Origin of the sequence: Rhodovulum sp. ES.010 (genome assembly GCF_900142935.1) — a bacterium.
In the GTDB taxonomy this organism is placed as follows: domain Bacteria; phylum Pseudomonadota; class Alphaproteobacteria; order Rhodobacterales; family Rhodobacteraceae; genus Rhodovulum.
Map to the genome: position 1 here is coordinate 2,297,365 of NZ_FSRS01000001.1, position 25,420 is coordinate 2,322,784.

Below are 25,420 nucleotides of genomic sequence, written 5' to 3' on the forward strand. Positions count from 1 at the left end.
GACAGGCGAAAGGGGGCCAGATGCGGCTTCTGTTGACCTTGGCGATCGCGGCGGCGGTGCTGTGGACAGCCTACTGGGCGCTTGCCGCGCGTGGCCTGGAACGCGGGCTGGCCGGATGGATCGAAACCCGGCGCGCCGAGGGCTGGGCGGCCGACTACGCCACCATCGAGGTCACGGGCTATCCGCTGCGCTTCGACACGGCGCTGAGCGGACTGATGCTCGCCGACCCGGACACCGGCCTTGCCTGGACAGCACCCACGTTCCGCATCGAGGCCGAAAGCCACCGGCCGCAGCGGGTCACGGCGATCTGGCCCGCCTCCCAGCAGATCGCGACGCCCGACCAGAAGATCGCGCTGGGCGCGGGCCGGATGGAGGGGCGGCTGGGCTTCCGGCCCGGCGTGGCGCTGGAACTGGCCGAGGGCGCCTTCACGCTGGAGCGGGTGTCGCTCGCCTCGACGGCGGACTGGAACGCCGCGCTCGCCCGGGCCGACCTGGCGGTGCAGGCTGTGGAGGGGCGGCCCGCGACCTACGCGGTGGACTTCAACGCCGAGGAGATGCGCCCGCCCGCCCCCCTCGTCGCGCTGCTGGACCGGGCGGGCCTGCTTCCCGAGGTCTTCCAGCACATGCGCGTCGACGCGGTGCTGGCCTTCGACGCGCCGTGGGATCGCACCGCGATCGAGGATCGCCGGCCGCAGATCACCGCGGTCGATATCGGCAAGCTCGACGCGCGCTGGGGCGATCTGGCGCTTGAGGCGGCGGGCGAGCTGGACGTGAACGCGGACGGCCGGCCGGCGGGGACGCTGACGGTGCGGGCGACGAACTGGCGCGAGATGGTGGAGATCGCGCGCGCCTCGGGGCGGCTGCCCGAGGGGCTGGCCGACCGCGTCGAGCAGGGGTTGGGGCTTCTCGCGGGGCTTTCGGGGCGGCCCGAAACGCTGGACGTGGCCTTGCGCTTCGCCGCCGGGCAGACCTGGCTGGGCCCGGTGCCGCTCGGCCCCGCCCCGGATTTCACGATCCGCTAGGCGCGGTCCACGCGGCTGGCGCCTCGGGGGCGCCGTTCGGCCCCGCCCCTAGCGGCAGTAGGCCCCGCTGCGGTAACGCGCCGTGTCGAGGTGGAAATGGTTCTGGTGGAAGCGGTCCGAGTCCGGCCCGAGCACCGTTCCGAACGGCCCGCAGGCCGCCTTGTGCATGGCCCGCAACAGCCGCCCCTGTTTCGGGTCGCGCCAACCGTTGAGCACGCTGATCGACGCCCCGTTCCGCAGGTTGATCGCGGCGACATCGACAGCCCGCCCGCGCCCGTGTTCGGAGAGCTTCGCGCCGGGCTGGTTGTTGCGCGTGCGGCAGGCGTAGTCGGCGACCACCTTGATCGAAGCGACGCCGCCGCCCGTCCGCCCGACCACCGGCTTCACGCCGCTCGCCACCCAGGCGCGCAGCGCGCGGGCCGTGGTGCAGTCCACCGTCGCGGGCCGGGTCAGCGGCACGCCATCCACCGCCGTCACGCGCACGGGTCGTTCGACGCCGCAGCCCCGTATGCGGCCCGCGATCGGTGCCAGCACCTCGCCCCGGATGGCCGGATCGCCGCAGATCGCGCCGCGCTTGCGGGTCAGGACCGCAGACGGTTGTGTGCGGATTCCCGCCGATGTCGCCGCGACGAGCGTGGGAAGCGCGGGCCGCGGCACCGGCCGGAGCGAACGGCCCAGCGCCGGCAGCACGGCGTGCGACAGACCTTTGGCCTGCGCGGGGCGCGGTTCGGGGCGCGGGGAGGCTTCGGTGGCGGCCGCCGCAGCGGACCCCGCAAGCAGCGAGAAACTCAGCAGAATTGGCAAGAGACGCGTCATGAATGCACCTTCGTCCGGCCGAAATCCGGGGCGTCGGTGTCCTGCCCGGCCTCGATGATGCCGCGCCGGATCGCCCTTGTCCTCGTGAAATACTCGAAAAGTTGCTCGCCGTCACCTGTGCGGATCGCGCGTTGCAGCGCGAAGAGCTCCTCGGTGAACCGGCCGAGAATTTCCAAGGTCGCGTCCTTGTTGGTCAGGAACACGTCGCGCCACATGGTCGGGTCCGAGGCGGCGATCCGGGTGAAGTCGCGGAAGCCGGCGGCCGAATACTTGATGACCTCGCTGTCGGTGACGCGCCGCAGGTCGTCGGCGACGCCGACCATCGTGTAGGCGATGAGGTGCGGCGCATGGCTGGTCACGGCCAGGACGAGGTCGTGGTGGTCGGGGTCCATCTCGTCGACATGGGCGCCGATCCCCTCCCAGAGCGCCCGCAGGCGGGCGACCGCGTTCCGGTCGCTTCCGTTGACGGGCACCAGCAGGCACCAGCGGTTGTCGAAGAGTTCGGCAAAGCCCGAGCGCGGCCCCGAATGCTCGGTGCCCGCGAGCGGGTGGCCGGGGATGAAATGCACGCCCTCGGGGATATGCGGCGCGACCGTATCGATCACCGCCCGCTTGACCGAGCCGACATCGGTCACGGTCGCGCCGGGTTTCAGATGCGGCGCGATCTCTTCGGCAAGCGCCGCCATCGCACCGACCGGCACGGCCAGAACCACGAGATCGGCGCCCTCGACGGCCTCGGCGGCGGTGTCCACCACCCGGTCGACCAGCCCGATCTCGGCGGCGGTGGCGCGGGTCTCGGCCGAGCGCGCGGTGCCCACGACCTCGCCCGCCAGCCCCGCGCGGCGCATCGCCAGCGCCATCGACCCCGCGATGAGCCCCAGCCCGATCAGCGCGACGCGATCGTAAAGCGGGCTCATCGCGCACGCTCCACGAATTGCGCGATGGCATGGACCACCCGGCGGCAGGCGGGCTCGTCTCCCACGGTGATGCGCAGGCAGTTCGGCAGCTGGTAGCCGGCCACCTGCCGCACGATGAGCCCCTGCGATTTCAGGAACGCGTCGCAGGCGGCGGCCTCGTCCGGGTCGGCGAAGCGCGGCAGCACGAAATTGGCGAAGCTCGCGTCGGTCGGGACACCGATCCCGTTCAGCGCCTCGACCATCCAGGCGCGCAGCCGCGCGTTCTCGGCCCGGCAGCGGTCGGTGTAGTCGGTGTCGCGCAGCGCCGCCTCGGCGGTGTCGAGCTGCGTGGTCGACAGGTTGAACGGCCCGCGCACGCGGTTCAGCACCGCGATCACCTCGTCCGGCCCGTAGCCCCAGCCGATGCGCAGGCCGCCGAGCCCGTGGATCTTGGAAAACGTGCGGGTCATCACGACGTTCTCGCGCGCCTCGACCAGCGCCTTGCCGCCATCGAAGCCGTCGACGAATTCCGCATAGGCGCCGTCGAGGACCACCAGCGCGCCGTCGGGCACGCCGTCGGCGAGCCGCGCGGTGTCTTCCGCCGGAATCATCGTGCCGGTGGGATTCGCCGGGTTCGCGATGAACACCAGCCGCGTCGCCTCGGTGCAGGCGGCGAGGATCGCGTCGACATCGACGGTACGGTCCCGCTCGGGCACCTCGACGGGCGTGGCGCCGGCCGCGAGCGCCGAGATGCGGTACATAGAGAAGCCGTGCGCGGTATAGATCACCTCGCTGCCGGGGCCGGCATAGGCCTGGCAGAGGAAGGTGATGATCTCGTCCGAGCCCACCCCGCAGATCACGCGGGCCGGGTCCAGCCCGTGCACCTCGCCGATGGCCGCGCGCAGTTCGGCATGGTCGGTCGAGGGGTAGCGATGCAACGATCCGGCCGTGCGCGCGAAGGCGGCCTTGGCCCGCTCCGAGGGGCCGAAGGGGTTTTCGTTCGACGACAGCTTGACCACGTCGTCGCGGCCGGCGATCCGGGACTGTCCGCCCACATAGGGGGCGATCTCCAGGATCCCGGGCTGGGGCGTGATGCGGTTCATGGGTCTCTCCTTGGCGGGCATCCCTAGCCGAAGGGTCCTTTCAAGGCCAGTCCGAAGAGCGGGGCGCGGGCGCCGCAGACGCGAAACGGCCCGCCCTGCATCCAGGACGGGCCGCCAATGGCCGTTCGGATGCGCCGACGCCTAGTTCTGCGCGTAGAATTCGATGACGAGGTTCGGTTCCATCATGACCGGGTAGGGCACGTCCGACAGGCCGGGCGTGCGCACGAACGTCGCGGTCATCTTGGAATGGTCGGCCTCGAGATAATCGGGCACGTCGCGTTCGGCCAGTTGCACGGCCTCGAGCACGGCGGCCATCTGCTTGGACTTCTCGCGGACCTCGACCACGTCGCCTTCCTTGACGCGGTAGGAGGGGATGTTCACGCGCTTGCCGTTCACCAGCACGTGGCCGTGGTTCACGAATTGCCGCGCGGCGAAGATCGTGGGCACGAACTTGGCGCGGTAGACCACGGCGTCGAGCCGGCGCTCCAGCAGGCCGATGAGGATTTCACCGGTATCGCCGCGGACCCGCTCGGCCTCGGCGAAGATGCGGCGGAACTGCTTCTCGGTCAGGTCGCCGTAATAGCCCTTGAGCTTCTGCTTGGCGCGCAGCTGGATGCCGAAGTCGGACAGCTTGCCCTTGCGGCGCTGGCCGTGCTGGCCGGGGCCGTATTCGCGGCGGTTGACCGGGGATTTCGGACGGCCCCAGATGTTCTCGCCCATCCGGCGGTCGATCTTGTACTTGGCAGACGTGCGTTTGGTCACGGCTGATCTCCTTCAAAAGGGCACCGCCCAAGGGCGGCCATGAAGGGCGTTGTCCTTTGGCCTTTCGGCCCGACAGGCATCCCCTTGCGGGGGCCACCAACACCAATGAAAGACCCGGCCGCGGGGGCCGGGATGGGCCGCTTATACGGATGCGCGCGAAGGTGTCAATGCCCCCTGTCCGACCGGCGCGGCCGCGCGGACGCCCCGGCGCCCGCTACCCCTCGGGCACGACCAGCCCGCGGAAATCGCCCGCCGCCACCTCGCGCACGATCTCGGCGAACCGGCGATACCCCGCCTCGTCGCCCGCCGTTGCCCGCCAGGCCAGGCCGATGGACCGCACGAAGCGGTCGCGGCGGAAGGTCAGGACCGCGACATCGTTGCCGCGACCGGTGATTTCGGACTGGACGTAGAGCGCGGGCAGGAAGGCCAGCCCCATGTCCATCGCCGCCATCTGGCGCAGTGCGTCCAGGCTCGTGCCCTCGTAATCCTGCAGCAGATTCGCGCCCACCTCCCGGCACAGGGCCTCGATCTGGCCGTGCAGGGTGAAGGCGCGGGAGAGCGAGAGCACCGTCTGGCCCGCAAGGTCGGCATCCGTGACGCGCGCCGCACGGGCGAGCGGATGGGTCCGCGCGACGGCGAGTTTCAGGGGCTCGCGGAACAGCCGCTCGACCGTGACGTCCGAGGACTGCAAAGGCAACTGGGTCAGGATCAGGTCGTGGCGCCCGGCCAGCAGGTCCTCGAGCAGGCGCCGGGGCGCCCCCTCGTGGATGTAGAGCCGCAACTCGGGGAAGCGTTCGTGCAGGCGGCGGACGACGTTGGGCAGGATGTAGGGGCCGAAGGTCGCCGTCGCGCCCAGGCGGATCGTGCCGGCCATGCCGGTGCGCATCCGTTCCGACATGTCGCCGAGCGTGCCCACATCGCCGATGATGCGCGCCGCGCGGGCCAGCACCTCGCGCCCGGCGGGCGTCAGCACGGCGCCCGCGCGCCCGCGCTCGACCAGCACCAGGCCGAGGACCTCCTCGAGGTTGGCGATCTGCAGGCTGAGCGAAGGTTGCGTGATGCCCAGCCGTTCGGCCGCCTTCCGGTAATGGCCGGATTCCGCGAGGGTCACGAAATAGCGCAACTGCTTGAAGGTAGGTTCCCGGCTCATCAGGGGCCCCGTGCGCGGCGTTTCCGATAGGTTTTTCCAATCGGACTCAACAAGAGCATAGGATACCATCCGCATCCGACCACCCCCACATTGTCGGTAAGGCGGGATCGCCATCACCGCAGGGAGGTTCCATGCTCGACCAGTCCGGCCTGACCCAGATCGCCGCCGCAACCGGGGGCCCGGCGGCCGGGCATGTGGGCGAGATCCATGTGGCCCGAGCGCGCGACACCCGGCGAGAGCGTGCCGCATTGGCGCTGCCGGTTCCTGGCCACGCCGCACGAGGCGGAGATCGCGCGCGAGATACCGCGCCTGCTCCACCGTATCGACGGCAGCCTGCGCTGGCCCAATGTCGAGACGATCGAACGCTACAATGGACTGCCGGCCTATGCCGGCGCCACGCCGCACGACTGATTTCTCAACCGCCACGGATGGATAGGAGGCTTGGACATGCCCAGACAGATCGCCGGAGACGGCCTCGGCGCACGGATCGAGACCTTGCGCGCCCGACACCGCGCGCTGGACGAGGAGGTGCGCGCCGAGTATCGCCGCCCCCTGCCCGACCTTGCCCGGCTGACCGCGCTCAAGCGCGAACGTCTGCGGCTCAAGGACACGCTGTCGGACTATGACGGGGCGCTTCGCACCATTGCGCGGGCGCAGCGTACGACGGCGTGAAAGCCGACGGAACGGTGCCGCCCCCCACCGGCACTGTTCCGTCGCACCGTTTCCCTCCACATGGAAGGCCATGACTCATGTATTTCGGCTCCCCCTTCGATCTGCTGGCTGCCGGCCGGATGTTCCACAGCGCCGAGATCGACGAATTGCAGGAGGCGATGGACTGGGCGACGCCCAATGTCGGCCATGTCCCGTCGCCCCCGGACCACTCCGACCCGCAGGTCACGCCGATATTCCGGCACCGCGCGTCGCCCGAGGACCGTCTCGTGGGGTGACGCGGGGCGCGCCGGTTGCCGGGCCCGTTCAGCCGTCGGCGTGGTCGTGATCGTGCGGCGGCGCGGGGGCGAGCCGGCCTTCCACATAGGCCCGCGCCGCTTCGGCCGGGTCGGTCTCGGCAGTGGCCACCGCGGCGATGCCGCGGGCGGCCATGCGCCGATGGAACCCCTCCCCGACACTTCCGGCGATGATGGCCTCGGCCTCGTAGAGCGGGTGATGTCCCTCGCCATGGAAGTCGTGCAGCGCCATCCCCCTGGGCAGATCGATCCGGTCCACCTCGCGGGCGGGCGCGTCCGGGTGCGCCTCGAAGACGAAGAACCGGCGCGTCCGGCCGGCATGGGACGTCACGGTGCGAAAATTCTGGCTGGCAACGGCAATGCGCATGAATCCTCGGCCTCTGTTGTGATTGCCCGCCGCGTCGCCCGGTCATCGGGGCCGCAGTCGGCGGGAGACGGCTTCATGGGACACGATCCGGCCGGAAAGTCTGTGACTTCGTCACCGGGTCCCTTGCCGAACCCCGCCCGAGGCGTCGCCCGACGATCGCGCGGTCGGGGGCAAGGGCCCCGTCCACGTGCACGCGCCCGCCATCGGCCCGCGCATCGGGGCCGGCGAGCGCGCCCGCCCGATCACGCCTCGTCTTCCAGGCTCGCACGGGCGAGCGTCAGGTCGTCGGGGCGCCCGACATCGAGCCAGGGCTCGTGCATCGGGAAGGCGACGGTGCGCCGGCCCGCCTCGCGCAGCCGGTCGAACAGCGTGGGCATGTCGCAGGGGCTGTTCCGCTCCAGGTGGTCGAGAGCATCGGGCAGGAAGGCATAGATGCCGGCATTGATATGGCTACGGATCACCGGTTTCTCGACGAAGCCCGCGATGTCCACCCCGTCCATCTCGACCACGCCGAACGGATTGGCCCATTCGTAGACCCGAACCGCCATCACCGCCGCGGCCTCGTGCCGGGCGCGGAATTCCAGCACCTCGCCATAGTCGATATCGGTCAGAACGTCGCCATTGGTGACGAGGAACGGCAGCTCGGGCCGCGGATCGAGCAGCGCGAGCGCCCCGGCGGTGCCGAGGGGCGCGTCCTCGGTGACGTAGTCGATGCGGACGCCAAGGGCCGCGCCGTCGCCGAAATGGTCGCGGATCATCTGGCCGAGATAGTTGAGCGAGATCACGAAGCGGCTGATCCCCTGGCTCCGCGCGCGCTCCACGATATGCTGCAGAAGCGGCTTGCCGGCCACGGGCAGCATCGGCTTGGGGCAGCTTTCGGTATAGGGGCGCAGGCGGGTGCCCTTGCCGCCGGCCATGATGACCATGACATTGTCGCGCTCGGGCGGGGTGTCGAGCGTGTCCCAGAGGTGCAGGCCGACGGGGCGGCCCGCGGGGTCGACCACGGGGACCTGCTGCACCTTGTTTGCGACCATCAGCGCGCGCACGATCTCGCGGTCGGTGCCCTCGGGCACCACCAGCGGGTTGGGGTTCGCGATCTCGCTGACCGCGTCCTCCATCGACAGCCCGCGCAACAGCCCGCGGCGCAGGTCCCCGTCGGTGACCGACCCGTAAAGCCGCCCGTCCGCATGCACGCACAGCACAAGCCGGATGCCGACCGCGTTGAGATTCTCGATGGTCTCGGTCAGCGTCGCGGTCTTCGGCAACAGCGCGCGGCGCCAGCGGGCTTCGAGATCGGTCATCGGGCGCGCTCCTTCTCGGTCGGGTCGACCCCGGCGGCCGTGATCGCCCCGATCCGGGGACGGCCGCCGCATGTGATCGGCAGGGCAATCTCGGCCACCCTCATGCCGATGCGCCCCCGAGATGCGCCGAGGAGGGCAGGTTCACGATCCGCGCGGCGAGATCGGCGGTCACCGGAAGCTCCGCGCGCGGGGCGTCGGCATAGATCGGCAGGCTGTGCAGCGGCTCCCAGACCGGACGCGCCATGATGCCGGCGGCGTTCAGCGTCTCCAGAACCGTATCGCGGGCGTCGGCCACACCGGGCGCCAGGACCAGCGCGTTCAGCCAGTAGTTGGACCGGCATCCCGCGGGTTCGGCGAAAACCGCGACATGGTCGTGGCCCGCGAAGGCGTCCATGTAGGCGCGGGCCAGGCGGCGTTTCCGCGCCAGGCGGTCGTCGAGCTGGGCCAGTTGCGCCACGCCGAGGGCCGCGTTCAGGTTGGGCATCCGGTAGTTATAGCCGATCTCGTCGTGAAGGAACGCCCAAGCGTGCGCCACCTTGGCCGTGGTGGTCAGATGCCTGGCATGCCGGGCGAGATCGGCGTCGTCGGTGACGATGGCCCCCCCGCCGCCGGTGGTGACGATCTTGTTGCCGTTGAAGCTGAGCGCGCCCACGCGCGCGAGCCCGCCGCAGGGCCTGTCGCCGTAGCGGCTGCCCAGCGACTCGGCGGCGTCCTCGACCACCGGGATGCCGTATTCGGCCGCAAGGGCGTTCAACGCGTCCATCTCGACCGGATGGCCGAAGACGTGCATCGGCACGAGCGCGGCCAGCGGGCGGCCCGTTTCCCGGTTGACCGTCCGCCCCTCGCGGGTCTCGGCGATCCGCTCGAGATGGCACTTCAGCGCCGCGGGGTCGATCCCGAGGGTGCAAGGCGCGGCATCGACGAAATGCGGCACCGCGCCGAGGTGGTGGGCGGCGTTCGCGGTTGCGATGAAGGTGAGGCTGGGCATCAGCACCTCGTCGCCGGGACCCACGCCGACGATCCGCAGCGCGACCTCCAGCGCGGCGGTGCCGTTGACGACGGCCACGGCGTGCCGGGTGCCGCAGGCGCGGGCGACCGCCTGCTCGAAGACGTCGACATAGCGCCCAACCGAGGACACCCAGCCGGTGCGGATGCAGTCGACCACCAGCGCTTCTTCCTCGCCGCGGAACTCCGGCGCATGCAACGGCACGGGGCCTTCGGACCGGCCCAGAACGGCGTGCAGCGTTTCGCGGATGTCGTTGGCGAGGGCGTCGGGGTCGACCATGCCGGACTCAGATATTGTAGCGGTCGGCCTTGTAGACCGCGAGATTGGCGGGGTCCTGGAACCACTCGGCGGTCTTGGCGAGCCCCCGAAGGAAGCCCGCGCGCCCGCCATGGGCCGGGTTCCAGCCGAACAGCCGCCTGGCCTTGTCGGTGCCCGCGAAAAGACGCTCGACCTCCGAGGCGGCGGGGCGCAGGCGCGCGTCGTCCTGCACGATCTCGACCTCGGCCCCCATCGCCTCGGCAATCGCGGCGGCGGTGTCGCCGATGGAGATCTCGAAGCCCGCGCCGATATTGGTCACCTGCCCCACCGCCGCGTCGCATTCGGCCGCCTGGATGAAGCCTTGCGCCACGTCGTGAACGAAGCTGAAATCCCGCGTCGGCGCCAGCGCGCCCAGGCGGATTTGCCGGCTGCCCCCGGCGATCTGGGTGACGATCGTGGGGATGACCGCGCGCGCCGACTGCCGGGGGCCATAGGTGTTGAACGGACGCAGCACCGCCACCGGCAGGTCGAAGGACTGGTGAAAGGACAGCGCCATCTGGTCCGCGCCCACCTTGGTCGCGGCATAGGGCGATTGCGCGTTCAGGGGGTGGTCTTCGGTGATCGGCACGAACTGCGCGGTGCCGTAGGTTTCCGAGGTCGAGGTGCAGACGACCCGCGCCACGTCGTTGCGCCGCGCGGCCTGCAGCACGTTGAGCGTGCCGGTCACGTTGGTCTGCACATAGGCGTCCGGCGCCTGGTAGCTGAACGGGATCGCGATCAGCGCCGCGAGGTGCAGCACCGCGTCGCAGCCCTGCATCGCGGCATCGACGGCATGGGGGTCGCGCACATCGCCCGCGACCACGTCGAACCTGCCGAGCACATCCGCGTCGGCGTGATCGAGCCATCCCCAGCTGTTGAACGAATTGTAGCAGACGAAGGCGCGCACGTCCGAGCCGTGGCGCACCAGTGCCTCGACGAGATGCGAGCCGATGAAGCCATCGGCGCCGGTGACGAGGACCTTGCTGTTCGAGATATCCATGGACGCCCCATCTGACCCGCCTTGGTCCTTCAATCTCGGGCGACGCTTGTCAAGCAGGGTGTGTGTCCCGATCCGCCGACATCCCGGCGGCGTCCCTGTCCGAAGGGCGGACCGCAGCAACCCCGCAGGGGGCCGTCGGGCGCTGCATCCGCGCCGCGGCGCGGACTGGTGACAGACGCGATCCCGCGACCGCGGCCCCGGCCCCGGCGCGCCCCGAACAAATAAGCGGCGACGGTCAGGGAGGAGAAGGACCGTCGCCGCTTTCGAAAATGGCTTCCATCAGGGAGGAGACGAAAGCCTTGAAGGCGAAATGGACCTTTCGGGCCCGCGGGGCAACGGCCAAATCGCCAACCCAGACATGCACTGGCCGCAAGGCTGTGGCGTGCGCCGCCTGCGTGGCCGCTGACGCAGCGCGGGCGCCCCGCCGCCTGCGCCCGTCATGCGCCGCCGCCAGGCCCCCGCGAAACGCAGAACGCCGGCGCGCGGCCGGCGTTCGTCATGCGCGTCATGTGCGCGGTTCACTCGGCCGCGGCGCGGGCCTCGTCCAGCCAGGCGTTCCAGGTGTCCTGGTTGGCTGCGATCCACGCGTCGGCGTGGCGTTCGATCGCCTCTTCGGAGTCCTGGCCCTCGCGCATCAGCAGGTTCTGCGCCGAGATGTCGTTGGCCGAAAGCTCCATGATCTCGAACAGCTTGGCCGCCGCGGGGTTTTCCTCGGCGAAGTCGCGGTTGGCGATGATGCGCTGGTCGTTGGCCTGGAAGCCGTAGTTCATGCCGTTGGGCAGCGCGGTGTCGATATCCGCGCGCTCGCCGGGCAGCGAGGAGAACGGCACCTGAAGCCACACCACGTCCTCGCCGGGGACCAGCACGCCCGACACCCAGTAGGGCGTCCAGGTGTAGTAGAAGATCGACTCGCCCTTCTCGTAGCGGGTGATTGTGTCGGCGATGATCGCCGAGTAGGAGCCCTGGTTGTGGGTGACGTTGTCGCGCAGCTCGAACGCGTCGAGCTGGTGCTCGATGACCTGCTCGCAGCCCCAGCCGGGGGTGCAGCCCGTGAGATCGGCCTTGCCGTCGCCATCGTTGTCGAACAGCTTGGCGATTTCCGGGTCCTGCAGCTGGCCGATATTGGTGATGCCGTATTCGTCGGCGGTGGCCTTGTCGATCAGGTAGCCCTGCAGCGCGCCGGGGGAATAGACGCCCTCGCGGTAGATCTTCTCCGAGCCGCCGGCCTCCCCGAAGAAGTCCGTATGCAGCGGGTCCCAGTGGTCGGCCAGGAAGGTGCCGTCGCCATTGGCGATGGCCACATGGGCGGCGGCGTATTCCAGTTCCTTGATGTCTTCCACCTCGTAGCCGAGGTCCTCGAGCGCCTTCATCACCAGAACCGTCTGGAAGGTCTCTTCGGCGATCGACGACTTCAGCGGGATGACGTTCACGCCCTCGCCCGGCATTTCCTGGGCAAGCGCGGACCCCGCGGCGAGGCCGAACCCGGCAACCGCCAGGGCGGCGAGGCTTGTGCGGGTGACAGTCGGAAACATGTGAACTCCTCTTGGGTCTTGTCGCGGCCGGTCGGGCCGCGCACGTGGATCATTGCGGAACCGGCCGGCGCCGGATCGGCCTATTCGGCCGGTTCCGTCCCTGCGGCCGACGCGCGGCGCGCCGACTTGCCGAACACCAGCCGGCGCACCTGGCCGACCGGACCGGTTTCGTACCAGGCGATATTGCCGCGGTCGCGTTTCGACACGCCCATCGCCTGGGTCATGCGGTCGATGATGATCGCCAGCAGCACGATGCCCAGCCCGCCGACGGTCGCCAGCCCCATGTCGAGCCGGCCGATGCCGCGCAGCACCATCTGGCCAAGGCCGCCCACCGCGATCATCGAGGCGATCACCACCATCGAAAGGGCCAGCATCAGGGTCTGGTTCACGCCCGCCATGATGGTGGGCATCGCCACGGGAAGCTGCACCTTGCGCAGCAGTTGTGCATCCGAGGCGCCGAAGCTCTTGGCCGCCTCGATCAGGTCGGCGGGCACCTGGCGGATGCCGAGGTTGGTCAGCCGGATAAGCGGCGGCAGCGCGAAGATGATCGTCACCACCACGCCGGGCACGTTGCCGATGCCGAAGAGCATCACGATGGGCACGAGGTAGACGAAGGCGGGCGTCGTCTGCATCGCGTCGAGGATCGGTCGCACCAGCGTGGCCGCCCGGTCGTTCCGGGCCAACCAGATGCCGGTGGGCAACCCGATCAGGATGCAGAAGAACACCGATGTGAACACCAGCGCCAGCGTGACCATCGCCTCGTCCCAGGCGCCGATCAGGCCGACGAAGATAAACGAGAGCACCGCCCCGATGCCGAGCCGCGGACCGGCGGTCTGCCAGGCCAGTAGCCCGATCAGCAGGACCATGACCAGCGCGGGGACGCTGAGTAGCGTCGCCTCGATGGTGGACAGCACGCCGTCGACGGGCCAGCGGATCGCCTGGAAGACCGGGCGGAAATTGTCGACCACGAAATCGAGCGCGGTTTCCACCCAGGATTCCAGCGGGATGACCGCGTGGTCGAACGGATGGAGGATATCGAAGGACTGGGCCTCCGCCTCCGCAGCGCCCGAAAGCCAGTCCGGCGTCGCGGTCTCCGGCGCCGTGCCGGACCCGCCGCCCCAGGGGTTCGAGGCGGACTCGTCCCCCGCCGGCGGGGTGGAGTCGGCCGTGCCGCCCCAGGGGTCCTCGGCCTGGGCGAGTTGGAAGGTGCGGTCCTGCATGGCTTCAGTCATCCGTTGCCTCCCTCGACAGGGCCCCGAGCAGAATGGCGCGCGAGACCACCCCGAGATACCGCCCCTGGTCGTCGACCACGGGCAAGCCGCAGGGTGCCGCGTTCACCTCGGCGATCACGTCGCCGATGTTCCTGTCCGCCGCGAGCGGTTCGAGGTCCGGCAGGTAGGCGCGCGAGAGCCGCGCATCCACCGCCTTCATTTCCCGCTCCAGGCTGGTGGCAGAGACCACGCCGAGGAACTTGTGCGCGCCGTCGACGACATAGGCGTAATCCCGGTCGGCCGCGGCGATCCGTTCGCGCGCCGCGCGCAGGTTCCCGCCCCGTTCGATGATCGTGACCTGGTGTTTCGACGCGATGTCGCCGACGGTGATGACGCTGCTGACATCGACGCCCCGGAAGAAGGACCGGACGTAGTCGTTCGCCGGGTTGCTCAGGATTTCGTCCGGCTTGCCGACCTGAACCACGCGCCCGCCCTCCATGATCGCGATGCGATCGCCGATGCGCATCGCCTCGTCGAGGTCGTGGGAGATGAAGATGATGGTCCGCTTTTCCTTTTCCTGCAGTTCCAGCAGTTCGTCCTGCATCTCGGACCGGATCAGCGGGTCGAGCGCCGAGAACGCCTCGTCCATCAGTAGGATCGTGGGATCGTTGGCCAGCGCGCGCGCCAGCCCCACCCGCTGCTGCATGCCGCCCGACAGCTCGTTGGGATAGCTCTGCTCGTTGGCGGCCAGCCCGACCTGTTCCAGCGCGGCGCGGGCGCGCTCCTCGCGCTGGTCCTTGGGGATGCTGGAAAGCTCCAGCCCGAACGCCGTGTTCTGCAGCACCGTCATGTGCGGCATCAGCGCGAAGGACTGGAACACCATCGAGATGTGCTTGCGGCGGAACTCGTTGAGGTCCTTCTCGCTCATCTTCGCGATGTCGGCGCCCTTCACCACGATCTCGCCGGCCGAGGGATCGATCAGTCGGTTCAGCATGCGCACCAGCGTGGACTTGCCGGAGCCCGAGAGCCCCATCACGACGAAGATCTCGCCCTCCTGCACCTCGAAGCTGGCATCGCAGACCCCGATCGTCATGCCCGTCTTGTCGAAGACGGCGTCCTTGTCGAGCCCCTTGCGATACAGCTCGATCGCATGTTGTGGGTGGTGGCCGAAGACCTTGAACAGACTGTTGACCGAAAGCGCGGGGCTTGAGTCCAAAACGGGTTCCTTCCTTCGTGAACGGGACCCTACCTGCCCCCGAGCCCGCCGGGGTGTCAACCTCTGGAGGCCGGTTTTCGACATCCGCTTGTCGCTTTCGCACCATGGAAGGCAGGTTGCTCAGGCATCGGGCGGTCCGTGCCCGATGCCGGCCGGCGGCCGCCGCCGGAGGTGCCGGCCCCTGCCCCACCACCCGGACGACCCGCGGCCCAACCGTGCGCCACAGCGGTGGAAATGGACGGAACCACAGTCGGACTGCGGCCGGATTTTCATGTCTCCGCCCGCGGTCGATGCGGCAACGCCCCGGCACCGAGCCGGGCGGGCAAGCGGCGGATGGTGAGCGCACGGCTTTCGGAACAGTTAACAAGATGTTTATCGAATCGCCCGCAAATGGTAAACAATAGGTGTGTAGTCGGGGTCGACGCCCAAAGAGGGGAGCTTCTGTTGACCCAATTCATTTCCAGTGCATTTTTCTTTTTCGCCTTGGGATGGATCGTTCTCGTGAAGCCGGCGCTCTCGCAAACCGATTTCAAGGAAATTCCAGGCCGCCTGGAAATCGAATTGCATGACCCGGCAACATCGCCCAGAACGAAGATCGAACGCCTCGAAGACATATCGAACGAGGCATTTCGTGCATATGCGGATGGCGCGCTTGGAGCGGTGCGAAGCGCTCTTGGGACCGGCGCGGGCGGTGAAATCCGGTTCGTGCGCATCCCGGTGGTGGCACCGGGCCGCCGCCCGCTTGCCCTGCCGGACATGGGCGCCGCGCCGTCAGCGGCGCAGTGTTCCGTCAGCAGCCCCTGGGCGGAAATCGCGATCCGACGGCACGACGAGCAGACCCGCCTCTCTGCGGTTCTGATCTGGAATGAAAGGCAGCTGCTTGTCGACATCCGGACCGGCGACGCGCCCGTTCCGCCCGCGCCGCGTCGGCCCTATTCTCAAGACGAGTTCGAGCGACACGCGCAACGCTACGGCGCGGCACTGCCCGCGCGCAAGACCGAGGAACTGCTGCGCAGCGAACTCCCGGCGGATCTTGCGGTGCTTTTCCGGCGGGCACCGCAATCGACCTTGCTGCCATTCTCGGCAACGGCCCGTGCCGAAATGCAACGGATCGCCGCCGAAAGCGTCTCGCGACAGGTCGAGATCGTTGCCCGTCTTGCCACCCTGTGCGCGCCGGGCACAGCCGGCCATTTCGAGTTTTCGCACATTTCTGAAGTAACGAGCGGATCATGGAAAGAACACCGTTAAGACCTCCAATGCATTGAAAGGATCGATCTCATGTCATTGGCAGACGTTCTGAGCGCAACGACGATTACGGGTTTCAGCGCGGCGGAGAAGGCGACCATCGAGGCCGCGATAACGAGCACCTACAACAACTCCGCCACCGCCCGGACGATGTACGAGAACTGGGTTTCGGGGGGCAACACCATCTCCGTCTCGCACGTGGCGGGCGTGTTCCAAGCCTACCCTGGCACCGGGCGGGTCGAAATCGACATCCCCTTCATCAGCAACCTCTACTACATCGACGACAACGGAAACTCGGTGAAGTATCCGTTCGAACTCGCCCTCGTTCACGAGTTCGTCCACGCGCTGGAGGGCTTGCTCGACAACTACGATGCCCCGGACGGGGACTATCGCGGCGACACGGTGATCTTCACCAACGACATCCATGACGAGATGGGCTACGCCAACCGGAATTCCTATATCAGCGCGAATTTCGACACCGTCATCAAGCCCTCCTTCGCCTATACCGGCGGCGTCGAGATCGACCGCTCGTTCGCCAATGACGCCTCGTGGAGCGCGACCGGCAACCTCTTCAAGGGCACGCTGTTCTCGGACGACCTGCTGATCGGCGGGGCCTCGGCCAACGTGCTGGAGGGCAACCTGGGGAACGACTTCCTGTTCGGCGGCGGCGGCGACGACACGCTCAACGGGGGCCTGGGTGGAACCGATACCGTGGTGCTGTCGGGCAAGCCGGTCGACTACGACATCCGTCTCAATCCCGATGGCACCTGGACGTCCGAACACGTGCGCGGCGCGAAGGACGAAGGCACCGACACGTTCCAGAACCTCGAACGCGTGCGCTTTGCCGATCCCGACAGCACCTTCAACCTCGTGAAGAGCGGTCTCACCTGGCAGACGGATTTCGCCTTCGTCATCGACCAGACCGGCAGCATGGGGGACGACATCGCAGCGGTGAAGGCGGCGGCGACGGGCGTGGTCAACGCGCTGTACGCGGATGCGACGATCGACGCCCGCATCGGCATCGTCGGCTTCCGCGACAACACCATCGGCGAGCCGACCTCGGTCATCCTGCCCTTCACGGACCAGGATGATTTCGCGGCGCGCCAGGCCGCGGCCGTCGGCGCGATCAACGGGATCTCGGTGAGCGGGGGCGGCGATTTTCCGGAAACGGCCTTCGACGGCCTGCTGACCGCCCTCGACGGCTCGATGGGCGACTGGCGTGTCGGGGCCGGGGTGAAGAAGGTCGCGCTGTTCACCGATGCAAGCGCCAAGGACGCGATCCTGCTGCCGGCGGTGCTGACCTACGCGCTGTCCATCGGCGCGACGATCACCGGCAGCGCCAGCGCCGCGTTCGGAGAGATCGCGACGGTCGACACGTTCGAACTCACCTTCGGCGAGTCGATCGGCGCCTTCCCGGAAGGCGAAGGCGAAACCCTGCCGCCCTTCGTGCCGTCGGGCGACCCGATAGAACCGCCCGGCGGAACCGCGATCGTCCAGGTCACGACCATCTTCATCGACACCTTCATCTCGCCGGATCCGAACTTCCAGGAGCTGGCCGACGAAACCGGGGGGGCGGTCGTGCGGGCCTCCAACCCGACGGAAGTGGTCGAGCGCCTGCTGGAGGTCATCACCACGACCAACTACATTCTCACCGTCGACAGCGGCGTGGTCGAGGAAGGCGACAGCGGGTCCACACCCATCGGCTTCACCATCAGCCGCGACCGCTCGGACAGCGCCGCGACGGTCACGTTCGAGACAACAGGCGACGCCTCGCCCGCCGATGTGAGCGGCGCCCCGGCCACGATCGACTTCGACATCGGCGAGGTGTCCAAGACCTTCACGGTCGACGTCCTGGGCGACACCGAGGTGGAAAGCGACGAAACCTTCGGTCTCCGCATCACGGAGGTCATCGGCACCGGAAGCGCCTCGTTCTCGTCGGTCGCCACCTCTTTCGTGATCGAGGACGACGACGGCGGCGGCCTGAACGAGGTGCTCGGCACGGAAGACAGCGACGCGCTGGTCGGCACCGACGCGGCCGATGCCCTCCGCAGCCTTGCAGGACAATACGACAGGATGAGCGGCGGGGCGGAGGCCGATCAGTTCATTTTCGGCGCAGAGACGAACAATGGCGTGCGCGAACGCGATGTCATCCTCGACTACGAGGTCGGGATCGACGCCATCGTTCTGGAAGCCGGCGCGTCCGTCGCAGCGGTCCGCGAAACGTCGAGCCAGGTCGTCGTGTTCCTCGACGGAGACCGGGACGCGGTCTACGTGCGCGGCGACGGCGTGACCGCCGACAACATCACCTTCGTGACCGACGACATATTCGATCTGACGTGACTGAACGGGCGAGTTGGGAGAAGATCATATGAAACGACATATTTCGGCGGCTCTCGTCACCGCGGGTCTGGCTTTCGGCGCACTGCAGGCGCAGGCGGCATCGCTGGGCCTGCCAACCGGCGCTCCGAGCCTTTCATCCAGCGCGGCTTTCATCGACTACATCGAGTTCGCGCCGGACGGCGACCTCTCGACGTTCGGCGCGGCGGTGGACTCCACCGACGGCGTGTCGCCCACCGGGCTGACCGAGATCGGCTTCGGGGTGGGGTTCTCGCTGGCCGATCCGACCGCGGAGGCGACGGGGGGCTTCGATGTCTTCGACGAGGACGGGCTGTTCCTCGCCGGCGACCTTCTGGCCGTCGGCTTCACCGAGGACGTGATCGAGTTCCGGTTCGGCAACCTGAGCGGCTCCGGCGCGGGGGCGTTCGGGTCGTCGGTTCTGGCGCTGATCGCCTTCGACGATCCGCTGGGCGCCAATCCGTTCGACTCGTTTGCGGATGGCGACTTCTACTCTGCCTCGATCACCATTTCGAACGTGGTCCCGCTGCCTGCCGGTCTCGCCCTGCTGCTCGGCGGTCTGGGGGGCATGGCTCTGCTCCGACGTCGTCCCGGAGGGTGACGGGCACGGGACTGGCCGGGAAGCCGGCCTCCGGCGCGGCCCCCTCGCCACGGTGGCCACGCGGCGCTGGCCCGCGTGACGTTCTGGGTAGGGCGGCATGGCGACCCCGGAAGGACTCGAACCCTCAACCTGGCGATTAGAAGTCGCCTGCTCTATCCCGTTGAGCTACGGGGCCGCGTGCGACGGTTTTGCCCGCCCGGCCCCCCATGTGCAAGCGCTCAGTGGGTCCAGGCCCCGCGGCGGTTGGAGGCGAAATTCTCGGCGTAACCCTGCGGGCGCACGTTCGGCTTGCGCTTCTTGGGGCGGATCACGACCGCATCGATCCCGTACCGGCGCGCGTAGTCCTCGGCCGCGGCCCGGCTGTCGAAGGTCAGGCGCACCTGCGCCTGGGTGTCGTCGGAACTCGTCCAGCCCATCAGCGGGTCGATCTCGCGCGGGGTCTCGGGCGCAAATTCCAGCACCCAGTGATGGGTCTTGGCCTGGCCGGACTGCATCGCGGTCCTGGCGGGCTGGTAGATGCGGGCGCGCATGGACATCCTCCCCAAGGATCGTTTCACCTGTTATGGGGGCTCGGACGGGGCGCCGCAAGGGGCCGCATACCGCAGGATACGGGCGCACCCCCTTGAACGCCGCGCGCCCGGGGACAACTCTGGGACACCTGCCCGAGGATGTGCCCCATGCCCTACTCCACCGAACCCTCCGCCCTGAACGCCCCCGCCGCGCCGGTCCGTGAGCGCGAAAAACTGGAGGGCGGCAAACGGTTCGTCATGCATACCGAATTCAATGCCGCGGGCGACCAGCCCACGGCCATCGCCGAGCTGTCCCAGGGCGTGACGGCGGGCGAGCGCGAACAGGTGCTGCTGGGGGCGACCGGCACCGGCAAAACCTTCACCATGGCCAAGGTGATCGAAGAGACCCAGCGCCCGGCGATCATCCTCGCCCCCAACAAGACGCTGGCCGCGCAGCTTTACGGGGAGTTCAAGCGCTTCTTCCCGGAAAACTCGGTCGAGTATTTCGTGAGCTACTACGACTACTACCAGCCCGAGGCCTATGTGCCGCGCTCGGACACCTATATCGAGAAGGAATCCCAGATCAACGAGCAGATCGACCGGATGCGCCACTCGGCCACCCGCGCGCTGCTGGAGCGCGACGACGTGATCATCGTGGCCTCGGTGTCCTGCATCTACGGCATCGGCTCGGTGGAAACCTACGGCGCGATGACCCAGGATCTGCAGGTCGGCCACGACTACGACCAGCGCAAGGTGATCGCGGACCTCGTCGCCCAGCAATACCGGCGCAACGACCAGGCGTTCCAGCGCGGCAGCTTCCGCGTGCGGGGCGACGTGCTGGAACTGTGGCCCGCGCACCTGGAGGACCGCGCCTGGCGGATGTCCTTCTTCGGCGAGGAACTGGAAAGCATCACCGAGTTCGACCCGCTGACGGGCCAGAAGACCGGCGATTTCGAGCGCATCCGGGTCTATGCCAACTCGCATTACGTGACGCCCAAGCCGACGCTGCAACAGGCGATCCAGGCGATCCGCAAGGAGCTGCGGCAGCGGCTGGACCAGCTGGTGGCCGAGGGCAAGCTGCTGGAGGCGCAGCGTCTGGAGCAGCGCACGAATTTCGACCTGGAGATGCTGGAGGCCACCGGCGTCTGCAACGGGATCGAGAACTACTCCCGCTATCTGACGGGGCGCGCGCCGGGCGAGCCGCCGCCCACCCTGTTCGAGTTCATCCCCGACAACGCCATTGTTTTCGCTGACGAATCCCACGTCTCGGTGCCGCAGATCGGCGGCATGTACCGGGGCGACTACCGGCGCAAGTTCACGCTGGCCGAACACGGGTTCCGCCTGCCGTCCTGTACCGACAACCGGCCGCTGAAGTTCGAGGAATGGGACGCGATGCGGCCCCAGTCCGTCTTCGTCTCGGCCACACCGGGGCCGTGGGAGCTCGACCAGACGGGGGGCGTCTTCACCGAACAGGTGATCCGGCCCACGGGGCTGTTGGACCCGCCGGTGGAGATCCGCCCCGTCGAGATGCAGGTGGACGATCTCCTGGACGAGGTGCGGCAGGTCGCGGCCAGGGGCTACCGCACGCTCTGCACCACGCTGACCAAGCGCATGGCCGAGGACCTGACCGAGTACCTGCACGAACAGGGCATCAAGGTCCGCTACATGCATTCCGACATCGACACCATCGAACGCATCGAGATCCTGCGCGATTTGCGGCTGGGCGCGTTCGACGTGCTGATCGGCATCAACCTGCTGCGCGAGGGGCTGGACATTCCCGAATGCGGGCTTGTGGCCATTCTGGACGCCGACAAGGAGGGGTTCCTGCGCTCGGAAACCTCGCTGATCCAGACCATCGGGCGGGCGGCGCGGAACGCCGACGGGCGCGTCATCATGTATGCCGACCGGATCACCGGCAGCATGGAGCGTGCGCTCCGCGAGACCGAGCGGCGGCGGGAAAAACAGATTGCCTACAACGAGTTGCACGGGATCACGCCGGCGACGGTCAAGAAGAACGTCGAGGACATCCTGGCCGGGCTCTACCAGGGCGACGTCGACATGAACCGGGTGACGGCCAAGATCGACAAGATGCACGGCGCCAACCTGGAGGCGCATCTGGACGGGCTGCGGACGTCGATGCGCAAGGCCGCCGAGAACCTGGAATTCGAGGAGGCCGCCCGTCTGCGCGACGAGATCAAGCGGCTGGAGGCGGTGGACCTGGCGATCTCCGACGACCCGCTGGCCCGGCAGTCGGCGGTCGAGGAGGCCGTGGAGGCGTCGGTCGGCTCCAAGGGGCGGTCGACGGCGGGGCGCGCCGGGCAGCGCGGCGGGAAGCGGGGGCGGCGGTAGGACGGGCCTGAGTCCGTCGAAACGCCCGACTCACGGTTAACGCCCTTGTTTTGCAAGGGTTCGGCGATCGGAAACCCATCGGGTTTTCATCGGACTTCCATCGGACTTTTGTCGGACCCGGGGGGCGGTTAACATGGCGTGCGGAGTGCAACGGGGGAAGGTGAGGTGGCATCCACCTGACGCGTGATGGCAGTCGAGGAAATCGCGGAGACGTCCGTCGGCGCAAAGGGGCGGCCCACGCCGAACCGGACCTGGAAAAAGGTGAGTGAAGGAGACAATCACACGACCCTAAGAGATTGATGCAAGAGATGATATCGGCATGTGTAAGGACCACCCCAAGATCTTTGAGAAGACCGAACTCGACAGCCCAAAAGAGCTACTGCGCGCAATCTCGCCACTACTTAACAATGGAAAACTAAGGGACTACATATTTCGCGGACATGGGAACTCAGAATACAAACTGATCCCAAAGGCCCTTAGATTGGACCAACGGGCAAAGCTCCAAGTCGCCAGCGGCCTTGGTGCGCCAATTGGCAATCAGATAGAATGGACCCACTGGCAAATCGAGATCGAAAACTATGCTTTACGCCGGTTCTATCGGCTATCAGATCGTCTCGGCCTGTACATTCCGAATGCCCCTACGCTTCGGAGGACTATTAACAGTTTTTTCGACCTGGAGGCAGCTACACTAAGAGGCCCCCAGCGATGGCTGCCGGAGGAATACTTGGAAATTGCTGGACTTGCCCAGCACTACGGGCTTCCAACGCGGTTGTTGGACTGGTCTTACGACCCTCTAACAGGCTGCTGAAAAACCTCGCTCTGGACGTCGGTTGAGGGACGTGATTCACCCCTTGGGCGGTTGCCGGAGGGGTTGGGATGCGGGGCGCGGACGAGACGAGCGGGTCGCTGTTCAGCTATGTTGACATCGAGGCGCGGATCCCGGCGCGGCATCCGTTGCGGCAGATCCGGCGGGTCGTGAACGAGGCTTTGGCCAGCCTCGATGCCGAGTTCGAGACGCTCTACGCCCCGGAGGGCCGGCCCTCGATCCCGCCGGAGCGGCTGATCCGGGCGAGCCTTCTACAGATCCTGTTCTCGGTACGCTCGGAGCGGCAGTTGATGGAGCAGATGGATTACAACCTCATGTTCCGCTGGTTCGTGGGCCTGGGGATCGACGACGCGGTCTGGGTCCCCACCGTCTTCACGAAGAACCGTGACCGGCTGCTGACCACCGACATGGCGCGCAAGGTGATGGGCGCGATCCTGGCTCACCGGGAGGTCGCACCGCTGCTGTCAGACGAGCACTTCTCGGTGGACGGCACGCTGATCAAGGCCTGGGCTTCCATGAAGAGCTTCCAGCCGAAGACCGAGGGCAGCCCGCCCGGCGCGGACGGGCCGGGTGACCCGCCGGGGGACACCGATCAGGATACCAGCCCCGACACCGCCCCTGCCCAGCCCGAAGCCGAGACCGTCCCGATGCCCAGCCCCAGCCGCCGCCACCGCAACGCCGAAGTCGACTTCCGCGGCGAGAAGCGCTCCAACGCCACCCATGCCTCGATCACCGACCCCGACGCGCGGCTGTTCCGCAAGTCGCAGGGGACGGGCGCGCTGCTCTGTTACATGGGGCATGCGCTGATGGAAAACCGCAATGGCTTCGTCGTCCAGGCCGACCTGACCCGCGCCGATGGCCATGCCGAACGCCGCGCCGCGCTCGACATGATCCACCGCCATTCCCCCGGCTCGACCCGCCGCCTCACGCTGGGCGCCGACAAGGGCTACGACAGCGCAGATTTCGTCGCCGATCTGCGACAGGCCCACGTCACGCCGCATGTCGCCCAGAAGGCCCGACACTCCGCCATCGACGGCAGAACCACCCGCCACCCCGGCTACGCCCTGTCCCAGACGCGCCGCAAGAAGATCGAAGAGCCCTTCGGCTGGGCCAAGACCGTCGGCGGCATGGCCCAGACCGTATACCGCGGCCTCGACCGCGTCGCCGCCCGCTTCACCTTCACCATGGCCGCCTGCAACCTCGCCAGACTGCCGAAGCTGCTGGCCGCCTGACGCCAAAGGCAGGGCCGAGACCAAGCACACAGAACAGACGACGCCGGCCTCACGGGTGAGGGTCAGGGAAATCCGTCCGGCCGCAAGAGAATTTCAGCGGCCTGCTAATTGCGGCCTATTTCGCGGCACAAACAGACCCTCACCAAGGCCAAACCTCGGTGTGGGCACTGAACATGGGGATGCTCTTGGGTGAACGTCATACCCAAGAAGGAATGCCAGTAGAATTTGTGACGCCGTATTACGGAGGAAACCAAAATCTCGCCGCTCAAAAGGGTTTATTTTCACACTGGATTTCACCCCGACTTAGCTTTGCTGACCTCGCTCAGAGCGTGGGAAAGGGGCCGGAAGAAATTGAGATTGTTGAACGAATTTGCCTGAAAGAAAAGATCGTCGGCACCTACGAGAGACAGAAACGCAAGGTTACACATAATCTAATCAAGGAGTTTCAGATGCCATCGTCAGAAGCGCCCGCCCTGAGGAGGCTTCTCTGCGAATCAGGCTATACTACCTCACGAGTATTTCCCAGTTACAACGGCGTGGTTGACCAGATGTTAAATGATCCAACTGACTGAAACTGTGAATCGGAAAAGCTACGCAATTTAAAGGCTTCGTGCCAGAGATCTCAAACTCGCGCTGATCACTTGACCGGTTCCCACAAGGCTCGCACTATGCCCCGCCTCATCATCCTCCTCGGGATCGCCCTCATCCTCCTCGGCCTCCTCTGGGGGCCGCTGTCGCGGCTGGGGCTGGGGCGGTTGCCGGGGATATCGTGATCGAGCGGGAGTCGGTCCGGCTCTATGTCCCCGTCACCAGCGCGATCCTCGTCTCGGCGGTGCTGACGGGGGTGGTCGCGCTGGGGCGGGTGGTGCTCGGGCGGTAGCCTAGAAGTCGAAGATCTCTTCGAGGAAGCTGCCGCGGCGCTTGCGGCGGCCGCCGGGATAGTCCCTGGACCCGCCCATCCGGTCCGACCCGATGGCGGGCTGCGCCGCCGCCGCGCTGCGCTCGACGATCTTGTCCAGCTCGCCGCGGTCGAGCCAGATGCCGCGGCATTCGGGGCAATAGTCGATCTCGACCCCGCTGCGCTCGGTCATCACGAGTTCGGTGCCGTCGATGGGGCATTTCATGCGCGCTCTCCCTGTTCGCCTGCGTTTCCGGTGAGATGGGGTGCGCGCGGCCGGCTACCAGCCCCAGGTGCCCGGCCCGCCCTTCACGATTCCTTCAAGGTTGGCCGTCACCCAGCCGCCGTAGACATCGCCGGGCTGGGGAATGACCTCTTCCCCGCCCACGAAGCAGGCCTCCATCTGCCCGGCATAGAAGGCGACGTGATCGGCCAGCGCGGCGAAGCGGGGATGGGGCGCGGGGTAGGTCCAGGCGGCCTTGTGCGCCACGCGCCCCCCGGCGGAGACGTCGAAATAGGAGGCGCGTCCCTTCCATTCGCAGAAGCTGCGGCCGGCGCAGGGCACCAGGGCGCCCTCGGCCACGTCCCCGGCCGGGATGTAATAGGTGGGCGCGTGGTGGGTTTCGAGCACGCGCAGCCCGCGCGCGGAGTCGACGATCGTCGACCCGCCGAAGACCACGCGCAGCCGCGCCCCGGCGGGTTCCAGAACGGGCGGGCGGGGATAGTCCTGCACGTTTTCGAGCGGCAAAGCCATTTCCATG

28 protein-coding genes and 1 tRNA gene are annotated in these 25,420 nt (G+C 67.8%); 13 read left to right on the forward strand and 16 right to left on the reverse strand.

Annotated features, from left to right (window positions below; translation table 11 throughout):
* Positions 1 to 20: 20 nt before the first annotated feature.
* Positions 21 to 1,022, forward strand: a complete 1,002-nt coding sequence (locus BUR28_RS11190) for a DUF2125 domain-containing protein (RefSeq protein ID WP_074220198.1) — start codon at positions 21 to 23, stop codon at positions 1,020 to 1,022.
* Between the two features lie 48 nt (positions 1,023 to 1,070).
* On the opposite strand, the gene BUR28_RS11195 is transcribed toward BUR28_RS11190, so the two are convergent.
* From BUR28_RS11195 to BUR28_RS11215, 5 genes are all read right to left on the reverse strand, one after another.
* Positions 1,071 to 1,838 carry an extensin-like domain-containing protein gene (locus tag BUR28_RS11195; protein ID WP_074220199.1) on the reverse strand — a complete coding sequence of 256 codons (768 nt, stop codon included), beginning with the start codon at positions 1,836 to 1,838 and terminating at the stop codon, positions 1,071 to 1,073.
* Entirely contained in the window at positions 1,835 to 2,755 is a 921-nt protein-coding gene (locus tag BUR28_RS11200) for a prephenate/arogenate dehydrogenase family protein (RefSeq protein ID WP_074220200.1), read from the reverse strand. The genes BUR28_RS11195 and BUR28_RS11200 overlap by 4 nt, the downstream gene beginning before the upstream one ends.
* Positions 2,752 to 3,837: a histidinol-phosphate transaminase gene (hisC, locus tag BUR28_RS11205; RefSeq protein ID WP_074220201.1), complete on the reverse strand. Its 1,086-nt coding sequence runs from the start codon at positions 3,835 to 3,837 to the stop codon at positions 2,752 to 2,754. The genes BUR28_RS11200 and hisC overlap by 4 nt, the downstream gene beginning before the upstream one ends.
* Before the next feature lie 141 nt (positions 3,838 to 3,978).
* Positions 3,979 to 4,599: a 30S ribosomal protein S4 gene (gene rpsD / locus BUR28_RS11210; protein ID WP_074220202.1), complete on the reverse strand. Its 621-nt coding sequence runs from the start codon at positions 4,597 to 4,599 to the stop codon at positions 3,979 to 3,981.
* 214 nt (positions 4,600 to 4,813) lie between these two features.
* Positions 4,814 to 5,749, reverse strand: a complete 936-nt coding sequence (locus BUR28_RS11215; protein WP_074220203.1) for a hydrogen peroxide-inducible genes activator — start codon at positions 5,747 to 5,749, stop codon at positions 4,814 to 4,816.
* A gap of 192 nt (positions 5,750 to 5,941) precedes the next feature.
* Here BUR28_RS11215 and BUR28_RS11220 point away from each other — a divergent pair, with 192 nt between their 5' ends.
* The 3 genes from BUR28_RS11220 to BUR28_RS11230 all read left to right on the forward strand — a co-directional run bounded on the left by BUR28_RS11220 (position 5,942) and on the right by BUR28_RS11230 (position 6,696).
* A complete protein-coding gene (locus tag BUR28_RS11220; protein ID WP_175566940.1) occupies positions 5,942 to 6,160 on the forward strand; it encodes a hypothetical protein in 219 nt (72 codons plus the stop codon).
* 36 nt (positions 6,161 to 6,196) lie between these two features.
* Positions 6,197 to 6,421: a YdcH family protein gene (locus BUR28_RS11225; RefSeq protein ID WP_074220205.1), complete on the forward strand. Its 225-nt coding sequence runs from the start codon at positions 6,197 to 6,199 to the stop codon at positions 6,419 to 6,421.
* Between the two features lie 77 nt (positions 6,422 to 6,498).
* Positions 6,499 to 6,696: a hypothetical protein gene (locus BUR28_RS11230; protein ID WP_074220206.1), complete on the forward strand. Its 198-nt coding sequence runs from the start codon at positions 6,499 to 6,501 to the stop codon at positions 6,694 to 6,696.
* 28 nt (positions 6,697 to 6,724) lie between these two features.
* Here the strand turns inward: BUR28_RS11230 and BUR28_RS11235 are convergent, their stop codons facing one another.
* From BUR28_RS11235 to proV, 7 genes are all read right to left on the reverse strand, one after another.
* Complete coding sequence (locus BUR28_RS11235; protein ID WP_074220207.1) at positions 6,725 to 7,081, reverse strand: NifB/NifX family molybdenum-iron cluster-binding protein; 357 nt, start codon at positions 7,079 to 7,081, stop codon at positions 6,725 to 6,727.
* A gap of 242 nt (positions 7,082 to 7,323) precedes the next feature.
* Positions 7,324 to 8,382: a nucleotidyltransferase family protein gene (locus BUR28_RS11240; RefSeq protein WP_074220208.1), complete on the reverse strand. Its 1,059-nt coding sequence runs from the start codon at positions 8,380 to 8,382 to the stop codon at positions 7,324 to 7,326.
* Between the two features lie 100 nt (positions 8,383 to 8,482).
* A complete protein-coding gene (locus tag BUR28_RS11245) occupies positions 8,483 to 9,667 on the reverse strand; it encodes a LegC family aminotransferase (protein ID WP_074220209.1) in 1,185 nt (394 codons plus the stop codon).
* A 7-nt stretch (positions 9,668 to 9,674) separates the two neighbouring features.
* The gene (locus tag BUR28_RS11250) at positions 9,675 to 10,685 is read right to left on the reverse strand and encodes an NAD-dependent 4,6-dehydratase LegB (RefSeq protein ID WP_074220210.1); all 1,011 of its coding nucleotides are present in this window, start codon (positions 10,683 to 10,685) and stop codon (positions 9,675 to 9,677) included.
* Between the two features lie 518 nt (positions 10,686 to 11,203).
* A complete protein-coding gene (proX, locus tag BUR28_RS11255) occupies positions 11,204 to 12,217 on the reverse strand; it encodes a glycine betaine/L-proline ABC transporter substrate-binding protein ProX (RefSeq protein ID WP_074220211.1) in 1,014 nt (337 codons plus the stop codon).
* A gap of 80 nt (positions 12,218 to 12,297) precedes the next feature.
* On the reverse strand, positions 12,298 to 13,449 hold the full coding sequence (proW, locus tag BUR28_RS11260) for a glycine betaine/L-proline ABC transporter permease ProW (protein WP_139307558.1): 1,152 nt from the start codon (positions 13,447 to 13,449) through the stop codon (positions 12,298 to 12,300).
* Positions 13,442 to 14,644 carry a glycine betaine/L-proline ABC transporter ATP-binding protein ProV gene (proV, locus tag BUR28_RS11265; protein ID WP_074220213.1) on the reverse strand — a complete coding sequence of 401 codons (1,203 nt, stop codon included), beginning with the start codon at positions 14,642 to 14,644 and terminating at the stop codon, positions 13,442 to 13,444. The genes proW and proV overlap by 8 nt, the downstream gene beginning before the upstream one ends.
* Positions 14,645 to 15,088: 444 nt before the next feature.
* On the opposite strand from proV, the gene BUR28_RS11270 reads away from it, so the two are divergent.
* Genes BUR28_RS11270 through BUR28_RS11280 form a run of 3 tightly spaced genes read left to right on the forward strand, consistent with a single transcriptional unit; the run spans position 15,089 to position 18,845 of the window.
* Positions 15,089 to 15,892 (forward strand): hypothetical protein, encoded by an 804-nt coding sequence (locus BUR28_RS11270; protein ID WP_074220214.1) that lies wholly within the window; start codon positions 15,089 to 15,091, stop codon positions 15,890 to 15,892.
* 30 nt (positions 15,893 to 15,922) lie between these two features.
* The gene (locus tag BUR28_RS11275; RefSeq protein ID WP_074220215.1) at positions 15,923 to 18,229 is read left to right on the forward strand and encodes a VWA domain-containing protein; all 2,307 of its coding nucleotides are present in this window, start codon (positions 15,923 to 15,925) and stop codon (positions 18,227 to 18,229) included.
* A gap of 28 nt (positions 18,230 to 18,257) precedes the next feature.
* On the forward strand, positions 18,258 to 18,845 hold the full coding sequence (locus BUR28_RS11280; protein ID WP_074220216.1) for a VPLPA-CTERM sorting domain-containing protein: 588 nt from the start codon (positions 18,258 to 18,260) through the stop codon (positions 18,843 to 18,845).
* 98 nt (positions 18,846 to 18,943) lie between these two features.
* Here BUR28_RS11280 and BUR28_RS11285 read toward each other — a convergent pair.
* Positions 18,944 to 19,020: transfer RNA gene (locus BUR28_RS11285), tRNA-Arg, on the reverse strand.
* A gap of 43 nt (positions 19,021 to 19,063) precedes the next feature.
* Positions 19,064 to 19,375, reverse strand: coding sequence for an ETC complex I subunit (locus BUR28_RS11290; RefSeq protein ID WP_074220217.1), 312 nt, complete (start codon positions 19,373 to 19,375; stop codon positions 19,064 to 19,066).
* A 147-nt stretch (positions 19,376 to 19,522) separates the two neighbouring features.
* Between BUR28_RS11290 and uvrB the strand changes: the two genes are divergently transcribed.
* From uvrB to BUR28_RS20430, 6 genes are all read left to right on the forward strand, one after another.
* Entirely contained in the window at positions 19,523 to 21,703 is a 2,181-nt protein-coding gene (uvrB, locus tag BUR28_RS11295) for an excinuclease ABC subunit UvrB (protein WP_074220218.1), read from the forward strand.
* Positions 21,704 to 22,022: 319 nt separating this feature from the next.
* The gene (locus tag BUR28_RS20805) at positions 22,023 to 22,511 is read left to right on the forward strand and encodes an FRG domain-containing protein (RefSeq protein WP_074220219.1); all 489 of its coding nucleotides are present in this window, start codon (positions 22,023 to 22,025) and stop codon (positions 22,509 to 22,511) included.
* Positions 22,512 to 22,579: 68 nt separating this feature from the next.
* Entirely contained in the window at positions 22,580 to 23,761 is a 1,182-nt protein-coding gene (locus BUR28_RS11305) for an IS5 family transposase (RefSeq protein ID WP_074218829.1), read from the forward strand.
* A 158-nt stretch (positions 23,762 to 23,919) separates the two neighbouring features.
* Positions 23,920 to 24,333, forward strand: coding sequence for a hypothetical protein (locus BUR28_RS19500; RefSeq protein WP_139307559.1), 414 nt, complete (start codon positions 23,920 to 23,922; stop codon positions 24,331 to 24,333).
* A 96-nt stretch (positions 24,334 to 24,429) separates the two neighbouring features.
* Positions 24,430 to 24,534: a DUF2905 family protein gene (locus BUR28_RS20425; RefSeq protein WP_217693520.1), complete on the forward strand. Its 105-nt coding sequence runs from the start codon at positions 24,430 to 24,432 to the stop codon at positions 24,532 to 24,534.
* Positions 24,531 to 24,641 carry a DUF2905 family protein gene (locus tag BUR28_RS20430; protein WP_217693521.1) on the forward strand — a complete coding sequence of 37 codons (111 nt, stop codon included), beginning with the start codon at positions 24,531 to 24,533 and terminating at the stop codon, positions 24,639 to 24,641. Before BUR28_RS20425 ends, BUR28_RS20430 begins: the two co-directional genes overlap by 4 nt.
* 1 nt (position 24,642) lies before the next feature.
* Here the strand turns inward: BUR28_RS20430 and BUR28_RS11315 are convergent, their stop codons facing one another.
* Positions 24,643 to 24,885, reverse strand: coding sequence for a TFIIB-type zinc ribbon-containing protein (locus BUR28_RS11315; protein ID WP_074220220.1), 243 nt, complete (start codon positions 24,883 to 24,885; stop codon positions 24,643 to 24,645).
* A gap of 54 nt (positions 24,886 to 24,939) precedes the next feature.
* Positions 24,940 to 25,413, reverse strand: a complete 474-nt coding sequence (locus tag BUR28_RS11320; protein WP_217693522.1) for a DUF427 domain-containing protein — start codon at positions 25,411 to 25,413, stop codon at positions 24,940 to 24,942.
* Between the last annotated feature and the right edge of the window lie 7 nt (positions 25,414 to 25,420).